The sequence below is a fragment of the Bacteroides sp. MSK.20.12 genome (genome assembly GCF_019052435.1).
Lineage (GTDB): Bacteria > Bacteroidota > Bacteroidia > Bacteroidales > Bacteroidaceae > Bacteroides > Bacteroides xylanisolvens.
Window position 1 is genome coordinate 93,080 of sequence record NZ_JAHQVH010000018.1, and the last position, 11,522, is coordinate 104,601.

At 44.4% G+C, this 11,522-nt stretch carries 13 protein-coding genes; 7 read left to right on the forward strand and 6 right to left on the reverse strand.

The window, feature by feature from the left end; all coding sequences use genetic code 11:
* Positions 1–18: 18 nt before the first annotated feature.
* Genes KTR06_RS11565 through KTR06_RS11590 form a run of 6 tightly spaced genes read right to left on the reverse strand, consistent with a single transcriptional unit; the run spans position 19 to position 3,565 of the window.
* A complete protein-coding gene (locus tag KTR06_RS11565; RefSeq protein ID WP_217290367.1) occupies positions 19–705 on the reverse strand; it encodes a TatD family hydrolase in 687 nt (228 codons plus the stop codon).
* A 24-nt stretch (positions 706–729) separates the two neighbouring features.
* Positions 730–1,005, reverse strand: a complete 276-nt coding sequence (gene yidD, locus KTR06_RS11570; RefSeq protein ID WP_009040714.1) for a membrane protein insertion efficiency factor YidD — start codon at positions 1,003–1,005, stop codon at positions 730–732.
* A complete protein-coding gene (gene rnpA / locus KTR06_RS11575; protein ID WP_009040713.1) occupies positions 1,002–1,391 on the reverse strand; it encodes a ribonuclease P protein component in 390 nt (129 codons plus the stop codon). Before rnpA ends, yidD begins: the two co-directional genes overlap by 4 nt.
* A 5-nt stretch (positions 1,392–1,396) precedes the next feature.
* Positions 1,397–2,143, reverse strand: coding sequence for a uroporphyrinogen-III synthase (locus KTR06_RS11580; RefSeq protein ID WP_008023747.1), 747 nt, complete (start codon positions 2,141–2,143; stop codon positions 1,397–1,399).
* A 4-nt stretch (positions 2,144–2,147) separates the two neighbouring features.
* Positions 2,148–2,981 (reverse strand): DUF4271 domain-containing protein, encoded by an 834-nt coding sequence (locus tag KTR06_RS11585; protein ID WP_008641572.1) that lies wholly within the window; start codon positions 2,979–2,981, stop codon positions 2,148–2,150.
* Complete coding sequence (locus KTR06_RS11590) at positions 2,978–3,565, reverse strand: TIGR00730 family Rossman fold protein (protein ID WP_061447943.1); 588 nt, start codon at positions 3,563–3,565, stop codon at positions 2,978–2,980. The genes KTR06_RS11585 and KTR06_RS11590 overlap by 4 nt, the downstream gene beginning before the upstream one ends.
* A 307-nt stretch (positions 3,566–3,872) precedes the next feature.
* Here KTR06_RS11590 and KTR06_RS11595 point away from each other — a divergent pair, with 307 nt between their 5' ends.
* The 7 genes from KTR06_RS11595 (at position 3,873) to KTR06_RS11625 (ending at position 11,429) form a co-directional block, all read left to right on the forward strand.
* Entirely contained in the window at positions 3,873–5,093 is a 1,221-nt protein-coding gene (locus KTR06_RS11595) for a site-specific integrase (RefSeq protein ID WP_007855984.1), read from the forward strand.
* Between the two features lie 12 nt (positions 5,094–5,105).
* Entirely contained in the window at positions 5,106–5,483 is a 378-nt protein-coding gene (locus KTR06_RS11600) for a hypothetical protein (RefSeq protein ID WP_007855985.1), read from the forward strand.
* 268 nt (positions 5,484–5,751) lie between these two features.
* The gene (locus KTR06_RS11605; RefSeq protein WP_007855986.1) at positions 5,752–6,993 is read left to right on the forward strand and encodes a primase-helicase family protein; all 1,242 of its coding nucleotides are present in this window, start codon (positions 5,752–5,754) and stop codon (positions 6,991–6,993) included.
* A gap of 251 nt (positions 6,994–7,244) precedes the next feature.
* Positions 7,245–8,216 carry a toprim domain-containing protein gene (locus KTR06_RS11610; RefSeq protein ID WP_007855988.1) on the forward strand — a complete coding sequence of 324 codons (972 nt, stop codon included), beginning with the start codon at positions 7,245–7,247 and terminating at the stop codon, positions 8,214–8,216.
* Positions 8,217–8,482: 266 nt separating this feature from the next.
* A complete protein-coding gene (gene mobV / locus KTR06_RS11615) occupies positions 8,483–9,790 on the forward strand; it encodes a MobV family relaxase (RefSeq protein WP_007855989.1) in 1,308 nt (435 codons plus the stop codon).
* Positions 9,791–10,100: 310 nt separating this feature from the next.
* The gene (locus tag KTR06_RS11620) at positions 10,101–10,679 is read left to right on the forward strand and encodes a hypothetical protein (protein ID WP_007855990.1); all 579 of its coding nucleotides are present in this window, start codon (positions 10,101–10,103) and stop codon (positions 10,677–10,679) included.
* Between the two features lie 90 nt (positions 10,680–10,769).
* Positions 10,770–11,429 carry a hypothetical protein gene (locus tag KTR06_RS11625; RefSeq protein WP_007855991.1) on the forward strand — a complete coding sequence of 220 codons (660 nt, stop codon included), beginning with the start codon at positions 10,770–10,772 and terminating at the stop codon, positions 11,427–11,429.
* Positions 11,430–11,522: the final 93 nt, after the last annotated feature.

Here is an 11,522-nt window from a genome sequence, read left to right on the forward strand (position 1 = left end):
TCTCGGAAGATACAACTCTTACGCCCTAAAAAAGACATTTTGGATATTTCGGCGGATCGTCTCACGCAACGCTTCCACTTCTACCCCACGCACTTTGGCTGCCCGGCACAGGATATCTTCAATATCAAGCGAACTGTTGTCCGTTTCCAGAAACAACCGTTCGTCGGGTACTGTCTGCATCGTTTCATCAGGATAATGTTCTCCAAAAGAGAGATAAAAGCCCTTTTTTAGCAACTGCACCGCCTGCTCCGGTTTTCCACGAAAACCATGCCATATCCAAGCTTGTTGGGGACGAAATTCTTTTTTCACTGCTAACAGCTCGTCCATTGCTTTCACGCAGTGGATAATCAACGGCAAACCATACTCTTCCGACAGCCTCACCTGCGCTTTAAACACCGTTAACTGAAGTTCCATTGAAGCTGCTGCCAATTTATCCAATCCCGCTTCTCCTGCGGCGACAAACTGCTTTTTCCGCAACTGCTGCTTAAGATAATCCAAAAGCTGTCCGGCATTATGCTCTGTCAACTCCCAGGGATGAATGCCGACAGAATAATAATATCCCCTATCCACTTCCACATCTCCTGCGAAAGGCATATACGATGGAGAGTCCGCCAACAGCGGATAATTCACGATAGATTTTCCCAGAGAATCGGCCTCCAGTTTATGAGTATGAATATCCAAAATGTCAGTCACATTCTTTTTCATCTTCTATTTCTCATTTTAATTGTTTCAAGGTACGGGATCATAGCCGGAACCACCCCAGGGATGGCATCGCAGAATACGCCGCACAGCGAGGTAAAGCCCCTTTACAGGACCGTGTTTCTTAATTGCTTCGACAGCATAAGCCGAACAAGTTGGCGTGAATCGACAAGAGGGAGGAGTAAGAGGCGAAATACAAACCCGGTAAAAGTAGATGGGAACAAGCAACAAGAAAGAGAATACTTTCCTCAAAATTCCCGTTAAGAATACCCACAGGGCAGATATCCGGGAGTTACGAGGTTTCATGAGGATAGTTTTTCAGAGATGCGCGCAAGCGCTATTTTCATCTTTTCTTCCAATTCGGAAGTTGCAATAAGCTCGTCCGACAGATAGATAAAGGCAACGGCTAACCGCTGCTCCCGGCGTTGCAATTCGTCCACCAGGAGAGATTTGTTCTTCCGGTAGGCTTCGCGTATCTGACGTTTCACACGGTTGCGTTTCACCGCTCGTTTAAAACGACGTTTCGATACACTGATTAATATAGAAGCAGGAGCCTCGCCCTGCTCAACAGGCATATATACAACGCGTATCGGAAAGATGGAAAACGACTTCGAAACGCCGCCTTCAAACATCTTTCCGATCAAAATTTTACTATTCAGCCTTTCGGCTTTACACAAAGTATATATACCCACTCTGTTTATTTATTGTTTTCTCTGATAAACATATCAAGTGCGGCAGTCATTGACGGAGCCTGCACCGTAGGAGCTTCAAGGTCCAGACGGAGACCTGCGTCACGTACAGCCTGTGCGGTAGTAGAGCCGAAAGTGCCGATCTTAATCTCTCTCTGATTAAAATCAGGGAAGTTCTTCTTCAATGAAGTCACTCCGGCAGGGCTGAAGAACACTAACATGTCATAATCAAACTCCTCGTCCGGTGTAAAGTCGTTGCTCACTGTACGGTACATCACAGCTTCTGTATGCTGAATGTTATTCTTGTCGAGCAAGTTTTTCACATCGTCATTGTGTACGTCTGACATCGGAACGAGATATTTCTCCGTTTTATGCTTCACAATGGAAGGTATCAGGTCCTCAATCTTTCCGGTAGCTCCGAAGAAGATCTTACGCTTGCGGTATTGCACATATTTCTGAATATACAATGCAACAGCTTCCGTCACGCAGAAATACTTCATCGTTTCGGGAATTGTCACGCGCAATTCAGTACACAAAGTGAAAAAATGGTCAATAGCATGGCGCGAAGTGAATATTACGGCAGTGTGGTCGAGAATCGAAATTTTCTGTTGCCGAAATTCTTTCGCCGAAAGACTTTCAACCTTAATAAATGGTCGGAAATCTATTTTAACGCCATACTTTTCAGCTATGTCGTAATAGGGAGATTTCTCTGACGCAGGCTTAGGCTGCGACACTAGTACTTTTTTAATTTTCAACGTCCTAAAATTTTATTAGCAAAATATTGTTCATTTGAATCATACCTTGATAGAGTAGCAAACAAGGTACTATTTCAAGAGCGCAAAAGTACAAAATTAATAGGAAAAGCCCGCTAAATTGATGAAAAAAAAGCTTTATCCACTTATAAAACATCAATATTTTAGTGAAAATTAAAATAATAGCCCCAATTATGACCAAATTTGTGAGACTTAAATCAAAATAAACTAGAAAAAGAACGAATGGAAAGAGGGCAAATCCGACATAATATATGAGCGCAGAATAGGATTCCAGCCATATATTTGTCTTATTTTTATCAAAAAACGTCCACCCAAGAAACATGTAAATCAGCCATTTTAGTAAGAAATAAGCAAGGCAGAATCCAACGTAGATACCCAGCAAAAGGAGAGGGGATACCCGGTTCATCAAAGCAGGGCATGTATCATGAAAATAATTGAGAAATGTGATACCCGACAAGACACAAGTCTGCAACACAAGCACAAGGAGATAACGCACATCGGCTGCCGTAGAACTATCAAAAATACTCGTTCGTTCACGGTGCAATACAAAATCTTTCACCTGTTGGGAGAGAAATTTCTTTCCGCGCGCCAAGGCTATGGAGGAAAGAAAGAAGCAAGCCAGCAAGGTCAACGCAATGGCATCGTCCGTGCGGGGAGAGTAGGAGATAGGTGTCCCCTCAAAGCCGGAATCAACTTCTTGCACAGCATGAAGATCAACCAACTGCAGACTATCAGTGTCCGCCTTTGCCGGACTAGTCTGGTTCTGCCGAAGAAGGGACAGCGTATCCGCACTTCGGGAACTTAGTGTGTCGCCTATCATATCGCTGCAAATTTACGAATGGAAATGTCCCATACAGGAGTTTCATAAAGCAATTGAACCGCTTCTTCCGGCGTCTGCGCCACTTTCCATATATCGCCATGCTGCCGGCGCATAAAGTTCTCATCAATAGCTTTTTCAAGCATTTCGAGGAGTGGATCGAAGAATCCGTTTATATTGAGGATTACAATCGGATTGAGATATAATCCCAATTGTTTCCAGGTAATAATCTCCAGCAGTTCTTCAAGGGTACCGCATCCACCGGGCAAAGCAATAATGCCATCGCTCAAATCTGCCATCTTCCGCTTGCGTTCGTGCATGGATTCTACTTCAATCAGTTCTGTCAATCCCGTATGATGCCAATTTTGCTCCACCATAAAACGAGGAATCACACCTGTCACCTCACCACCATTTTTCAATACAGCATCTGCCACAGAACGCATCAGGCCAATACTTCCGGCTCCATTTATCAAACGAATACGGTGTTCGGCAAGCAGATAGCCGAGAGTATCGGCTGCTTGGAAGTAAACAGCGTCTATCTTGGTACTGGAAGCACTATATACACATACGGAATTTATCTGATTCATCTTCATCACTATCCATTATTATATCGAGAAGGCAAAATTACGAAAAATCTCTGGAATAACCTCGAAAAACGGGTGAAATGACGCTAAACGACTTAATATCAGAGTTGTTACGGTGTCAAATGATGACAAGCCGAAAAAGCGGAAAACGCAAAGAAAAGCGGATTTAAGAAGAAGAATGGTTTGCAAATCATTACCCGTGAAAGAGTAAGATTTAACATATGGGAGATGCTATTGCACCGTTTGTCACCGATTTGCATATCAAGGTCTAACTCGTTGATATTTAACTTTGCAAACAAAAAAAACGAGTATGGCAAGAAGTACATTCAAAGTGCTGTTCTACGTGAACGGCAGCAAGGAGAAAGACGGTATTGTCCCCATCATGGGACGAGTGACAATCAACGGTACTGTGGCGCAGTTCAGCTGCAAGCAGACCATCCCGAAAACCCTTTGGGATGCGAAAGGCAACCGAGCCAAAGGCAAGAGTGCCGAAGCACGGAACGTCAATCTGGCATTGGACAACATCAAGGCGCAAATCATCAAGCACTATCAGCGCATATCCGACCGAGAGGCATACGTAACGGCTGAAATGGTGCGCAATGCCTACCAAGGGGTAGGAAGCGAGTATGAGACACTGATAAAGGCTTTTGACAAGGATTGCGCCAACTTCCTGAAACGTGTCGGTAAAGACCGCAGCATCGGCACGTACAAGGTCATGGTAAGGGCAAGGAACTATGTCGCAGCCTTTATCAAGTCATTCTACAGACGGACGGACATGTCCATGCTGGAACTTACACCCGACTTCATCAAGGAGTTTGCGGCTTATCTTACGGCTGAACGGGGACTGAAAAACGCCACCATCTGGCTGAACTGCATGTGGCTGAAAGGGGTGGTCATGCGTGCGCACTATAACGGACTGATACCGAGAAATCCGTTTGCGCAGTTCCATATCAGCCCGAATGTTAAGGAACGGGAGTATCTGACAGAGGACGAAATCAAAAGAATCATGGCGCACGAGTTTGACAACCCCACCCTCGCATTGGTGCGGGATCTGTTTATTTTCGCCTGTTTCACCGCCTTGTCTTTCGTGGATATGAAAGAACTCACAACGGATGAAATAGTGGAGGTGAATGGTGAGAAATGGATATTGTCGAAACGGCACAAGACAAATGTCCCGTTCCAAGTGAAGCTGCTGGATATTCCCTTGCAGATAATCGAACGGTACAAGTATCTGTCGGAAGACAAGCTGGTTTTCGGGAAAATCAACTATTGGACGATGTGCAAACAGCTGAAAAAGGTAATGGCGGAATGCGGAATAGAGAAGCAAATCTCCTACCATTGCGCTCGTCATACGTTTGGAACACTGGCTCTTAGCAAGGGGATGCCCATTGAAAGCGTGAGCCGTGTTCTGGGACACACGAACATTGTCACGACTCAAATCTATGCGAAGATAACCACGCAGAAACTTGACAATGACCTGACGATGTTCGGCAACAAGCTGAACGCATCGTTCGGAAGTGTAACCCCATAACCAAGCATAGCCATGAAACGAAGCATCATAACAACAGACGGTAACATCATCATGCCGACCGACATTAGCGCAACCGCCATGAGCGAATGGGAACTTTGCGACCTGTTCGGAGTAACCGCCCCGACATTCCGTGCAGGGCTGAAGGCTCTTTGCAAGAGCGGAGTTTTAAGGGAATACGGGATAAGGCGAAGCATACGGGTATCCGATAATTGCTGTATGGAGGTTTACAACCTTGAAGCGATAGTTACCCTCGCTTTCCATATCGGCACATTCGGAGCGGAACGGGTACGCAATGCCGTTCTTGAAATACTGTACCTGCGAAAAGAGAAAACAAGCATCTTCTTCTCGCTGAATACCAACGGTATATCCAAATCCGAATACTTCTCGTAGCTGAATGCCTGACATAATTCACTCGGTAAGTCAGTAATTCATTAAGTCAGTACGACAGACGCTCTGATTTTTTCTCCCGAAAAGCGTAATCCGACATTCGCTTTTCGGGAGTTTTCCGTTTGCACAACCCGTTTCCTGTCCCAAACCATTGAAAGTTTTTGTTTCGGGGGCTATTTGTCACCATTCTGCCGTGTTTTGCATAACAACCTATCCGATAATTGATTATATTTTTGCAGCTGGTAATTTTCAAACTTAAAACCATTTGATTATGTCAGCTATCGAACAACAGGACAGCCACAGACCGCCATCGGATGGCGGCATGGCAAAGGAAGAGTTTATCCGAGTGGGGACAACGCTCTATAAGATTGTGGAGCAGCCCAAACTGAACGGAGGGTATATAAGGAAACGCATCGCATGGAACAACGAGACCCTGCGACAGGATTACGGCAAGGATTACATCGGCAGAGTTCCCAAGTATGACGGCTTCTGCACAGTACCCGAACACATCGGCTACCGTTCCGTGGTCGGCAAGTTCCTTAACCTCTACGAACCGATAGACCACCGACCGCAGGAGGGCGATTTATCGCATATCCAATCTTTGGTACGGCACATCTTCGGGGAACAGTACGAGTTGGGGATGGACTATCTGCAACTGCTCTACCTGCAACCAATTCAGAAGTTGCCTATCCTGCTGTTGGTGTCGGAAGAACGCAACACGGGCAAAAGCACCTTCCTGAACTTTCTGAAAGCCCTTTTTCAGAACAATGTGACTTTCAACACCAACGAGGATTTCCGCAGCCAGTTCAATTCCGACTGGGCTGGCAAGCTCCTTATCGTGGTGGATGAGGTGCTGCTCAACCGCAGGGAGGATAGCGAGCGGTTGAAGAACCTCAGCACCACACTTTCCTATAAGGTGGAAGCCAAAGGCAAAGACCGTGATGAGATTGCGTTCTTCGCCAAATTCGTGCTGTGTTCCAACAACGAGCATCTGCCCGTAATCATAGACGCAGGGGAAACACGCTATTGGGTGCGCAAGATAGACCGCTTGCAGTCCGATGATACCGACTTCCTGCAAAAGCTGAAAGCGGAGATACCCGCCTTTCTCCATTTCCTGCAACACAGAAAACTGTCCACCGAAAAGGAAAGCCGGATGTGGTTCAACCCCACATTGCTGCATACAGAAGCCTTGCAGAAGATTATCCGTAGCAACCGCAATCGGCTGGAGATAGAGATGTCGGAACTGCTGCTTGACATTATGGTTGCAATGGATGTGGATAGCGTTTCATTCTGCCTTAACGACCTTGTCGTACTGCTGGTGCACTCGCAGGTAAAGGCGGAAAAGCACCAAGTGCGTAAGGTGGTGCAGGAGTGCTGGAAACTGACACCTGCACCAAACGGGCTTACCTACACCACCTATCAGGGCAATTACAACAGAAGTTGTCACTATGAGCCGATAAAGAGGGTGGGACGCTTCTACACCGTCACAAGGAAGCAACTCGAATCCCTGTAATACTATCATTTTTCTGTTGAATTGTTGAATATGGGTATAAATACACTGACAATAAACGATATACATTCTCAACAAAATCTCAACAAGCCAAAAGAGAAGTTGAGAGACCACCGACACCCGTTTGTGGATTTCTCTTTTGGCGAGCGGTTTGTTGAGAAGATGTTGAGAGGTTACGAGGCTGTATATAAACATATTACATTGACAATTCATCAAATCAACAAATTTTCATCAACTTCAAAACCGTATGTAATATGACAATCCAAGATGTAAAGCAAATCAAACTGGCAGACTATCTGCAAAGTCTGGGCTATACGCCTGTAAAGCAACAAGGCAGGAATCTGTGGTACAAATCACCGTTACGGGAAGAAACGGACGCATCGTTCAAGGTAAACACCGAGCTTGAAAAATGGTATGACTTCGGCATCGGCAAAGGCGGAAACATCCTCGCATTGGCAGCGGAACTCTACCGTTCGGAAGATGTAGCCTATCTGTTGAGACGCATAGAGGAGCGGACAGCATACATCCGCCCTGCATCGTTCTCTTTTGGCAGACAGCATTCCGACAATCGTACTTATCAGGGATTAAAGGTTGGAGAATTGTCCTCCCCTGCTCTTATAGCCTATCTGCAAGAAAGGGGAATAAACATCGGACTTGCCAAAAGAGAATGCAGGGAGCTTCGGTTTATGAATGCCGACAAACCCTATTTTGCCATCGGCTTTCCGAACATGGCAGGAGGATATGAAGTGCGCAACAGATACTTCAAGGGATGTGTCGCCCCGAAAGATATCACCCATATCCGACAGCAGGGCGGACAACGATGTATGTGTTACCTGTTCGAGGGGTTCATGGATTACCTTTCATTCCTTACCATCCGAGTAGAAAACAATCCGCAACACCCGCGATTGGACACACAGGACTATATCATATTGAACTCCGTTTCCAATCTTGCAAAAGCGGAAAGCATATTGGAGACCTACACCCAAGTCGGCTGTTTCCTTGACAACGACACGGCAGGACGGAACACTTGCAAGAAGCTGAAAGAGAAGTTTGGGGAACGGCTGCTTGACAAGTCAATGTACTATCGTGAGTATAAGGACTTGAACGACTACCTGTGCGGTAAGCCCTTGTCCCAATCGGCAGAGCCGATAAAGGAGAAGAAGCAAGTCCAATCCGCAAGGCGGATGATGCAGCCACCGAAAAAGAAAGGGGGATTTCATCTGTAATGTGCTCGTCTGCTTTCCGAAAGGTATTTAGACAGAAATACCATAGCTCAATAGGGCGTTTTCTTCACGCATTACTCCGTAACGCTAAAAACACCCTATCGAGCCAAAGGGAAATCCCTTTGGAAACCCTGTGCAAACGAGAGCAGAAGCCAAACTCGTTTGGATTATGCCGAGTGCAGCAAGGGTTCATTTGCATAATAAACCCTGTGAGCCGATGCCACAGGCAGAGAGAAGAAACATAACGATAACCGCAAAATAGAAATAAAATGGGATATTTTTCATTGGACATTAAGAAAGCAAAGGGTACATCGGACACCACTCAGTCCGACCATATAGAGAGAAAGATAATACCTAAAAACGCAGACCCGACAAGGACACATCTGAACAGGGTGCTTGTCGAATACCCCGATGGCGTTCACGGCAGGGATGAAGCGATTGCCCACAGACTGAACACGGCAGGCATCAGACGGAAAATCACACACGACCAAGTCCGTGTCGTTCGGGTGGTTTTGTCGGGTACGCACGAGGACATGATGAACATACAGGAAAAAGGAGAACTCGATGAATGGTGCAACGACAGCATCCAATGGCTGCAAGCCACATTCGGCAAAGACAATGTGGTTGCCGCACATCTGCACATGGACGAGAAGACTCCGCACATCCACGCAGCCGTTGTTCCCATCGTGACGGGTGAAAGGCGCAAAGCCAAGAAAGAGCAAACGGACGGTAAGCGCAAGTACCGCAAGAAAACAAATTCCGTCCGCTTGTGTGCCGATGACCTGTTCAACCGCCAGACCTTGGTCGCCTACCACGACAATTACGCAAGGGTGATGGCGAAATACGGATTGCAGCGTGGGGTACGGGGTTCGGAAGCACGGCACACCACCACCATGCAGTATTATAGGGACTTGAAAAAGAAGAATGAAGTCCTCGAAACTGAAACCAGACTGTTGCAGGAGAAGAAAGCCGAGGCGCAGGAGGAACTGAAGCAGGTGAAAGCGGAAATCCGTACCGACAAGCTCAAAAACGCAGCCACCGATACGGCAACCGCCCTTGCAAGCAGTGTGGGCTCTCTTTTCGGAAGTGGAAAGATGAAATCGTTGGAGCGCAGGAACGAGGATTTGCAAGACCGCATCCTTGAACTTGAAAACGAAGCCCGACAACGGGAACGGCAACAAGCCAAGCAGATACAGGAGATAAGAAACGCTTACGAGCAACAGCACCGCAAGCTGTCGGAGTTTGCGGATTTTGTCAGACGCTACTTTCCATATGTGGAGAAGCTGATGCCTATAATAAACTTCCTGCGTGACCGATTGAAGTTCAATGACGGAATAATCAGAAGACTGTGCGAGTTCAAGGAGGTCGGGATAAAAGGCGAACTCTATTCTTCCGAATTTAACCGAAGTTTTGATACCCGACACTCCGTCTGCTCTATCAAACAGGATGAAAACGGTAAATTCGATTTCAAGATAGACGGGGTTTCTCACGTGAACTGGTTCAGAAAGAAGATGAATGAGTTTAGAGAAGCCATCGGAATACCGAAGCCAAGACAGAATAGAAGTATGAAACTGTAAATCAAAAAAATCCGTGATAGTAGAATGGTATATCACGGATTTTTCATACTTTTGTATTGGATTGAGGCTACTCTTTCCAAAACATATTAGAATTAAGAAGAAGCGTTATGCTTATCTTGTACTTGAAAACGTAGGAAATTTTCAATTAGATGCAAGGATAGCATAGTGGTTCTCACGCATATAGCGTGGGCTACTATTGTTACATCTGCATCTATGGTTTCCTACGACCTTCAAGTAAGAGTGTGGCTTTGTAGTTCACGCTTTTTCGTAGGTTGGACTAAAATGTTTATTAAATATAATACAACAAATTATGAAGAAGTTGATTGTATCATTCGCATTTGTTTTAATTGCTTTGACATCGTATGCTCAAAGTAGTTCCGAACACCTTACCTTTAAGGGAATTCCCATTGAGGGAAGTATGACTGAATTTTGTCAGAAGTTAAAAGCTAAAGGATTCACTTCTATTGGCAGTGAAAACAATCTTGCATTGTTTATGGGAGACTTTACAGGTCGTAATGCAACTATAGGTGTAACAGCTACAGATGATGGGAAAAGTGTATTTGCCGTAGCTGTGTTGTTTGACCCAAGTGGTGAATGGAATACGCTTGTTAATACTTATAACTATTATAAAGATTTATACACCCGAAAATATGGCAATCCGACTATTTCAAAAGAGAAGAACCCTGCCCATTCGGATTCCAATACAGCTTTAATGGCAGAAGTTCATCAAGGAACTGTTGTTTGGGGTAGTGCTTGGGAGGTAACAGGAGGAAACATTGAATTATCGATAGAAAAAACTTCTGGTATTTATGAGGGTATGGTAATGATTCGTTATCGTGATTCTCAAAATGTAGAAACTAAAATTCAAAAAGATTTAGAGGATATTTAGTATCCAATGTATGCGACTTATTCAAAATGTATCTGGTACATGAATAAGAAATACAATCCGTTAATTGTCAAATAATAACATAACAGAATTATGAAAAAGCTTTTCGTATTATTCGCTTTAATGGTTATAGCTTTTACATCATATGCTCAAGTCTATAAAATGTATAAGACTCGGAACTATCATAATCAACTTCGCTTAAATACAATGACAGGCGAAGTACAACAAATTCAAGATGATGGTCAGTCTTGGGAAATTTGTAGTGCGAGAGAAATTTTAGGAGATAAAGAAGGACGATTTCGCCTTTATGAAACACAGAATATGTGGACATTCATAATGCTTGATACATATACAGGTAAGAATTGGCAAGTCCAGTTTAGTGTCAAGGGTGAGGATTACATGTTTGCTGCACCAATCAACATATTTTCTCTTGCATATCCTGAGAAGTCGTCAAATTGGACTAATAGATTTCAGATGTTTGCCACTGACAACATGTGGACATTTATATTGTTGGACTCATATAATGGACGACTATGGCAAGTTCAATATAGTACACAAGATTTAGACAACCTATTTTGTATTCCTATAAATAAATACGAATTAGTAGAAAATAACGAAAGGTGTATATTCTCTATTCAGCCACTGACAAGTATGTATCAATACTATCTTATAAACGATAATACAGGTGATATGTGGAAATTTCAGTGGAGTACTAAGGGGGATGATTATAGATGGATTGAAAGATTCAGATAAATATTACTTCCAATATGCAGCCATTGTTCATTTGGGTAATTTGTATAATTGCTATTTCGGTTATTGTAATAGCGATGGTACGAACACGCCTAA

Bases quoted from the DNA above. Each gene is read 5' to 3' on its own strand.
- KTR06_RS11565 (WP_217290367.1), bottom strand. From the start codon at position 705: ATGAAAAAGAATGTGACTGACATTTTGGATATTCATACTCATAAACTG.
- yidD (WP_009040714.1), bottom strand. From the start codon at position 1,005: ATGAAACCTCGTAACTCCCGGATATCTGCCCTGTGGGTATTCTTAACG.
- KTR06_RS11585 (WP_008641572.1), bottom strand. From the start codon at position 2,981: ATGATAGGCGACACACTAAGTTCCCGAAGTGCGGATACGCTGTCCCTT.
- KTR06_RS11590 (WP_061447943.1), bottom strand. From the start codon at position 3,565: ATGAATCAGATAAATTCCGTATGTGTATATAGTGCTTCCAGTACCAAG.
- KTR06_RS11595 (WP_007855984.1), top strand. From the start codon at position 3,873: ATGGCAAGAAGTACATTCAAAGTGCTGTTCTACGTGAACGGCAGCAAG.
- KTR06_RS11600 (WP_007855985.1), top strand. From the start codon at position 5,106: ATGAAACGAAGCATCATAACAACAGACGGTAACATCATCATGCCGACC.
- KTR06_RS11605 (WP_007855986.1), top strand. From the start codon at position 5,752: ATGTCAGCTATCGAACAACAGGACAGCCACAGACCGCCATCGGATGGC.
- KTR06_RS11610 (WP_007855988.1), top strand. From the start codon at position 7,245: ATGACAATCCAAGATGTAAAGCAAATCAAACTGGCAGACTATCTGCAA.
- mobV (WP_007855989.1), top strand. From the start codon at position 8,483: ATGGGATATTTTTCATTGGACATTAAGAAAGCAAAGGGTACATCGGAC.
- KTR06_RS11620 (WP_007855990.1), top strand. From the start codon at position 10,101: ATGAAGAAGTTGATTGTATCATTCGCATTTGTTTTAATTGCTTTGACA.
- KTR06_RS11625 (WP_007855991.1), top strand. From the start codon at position 10,770: ATGAAAAAGCTTTTCGTATTATTCGCTTTAATGGTTATAGCTTTTACA.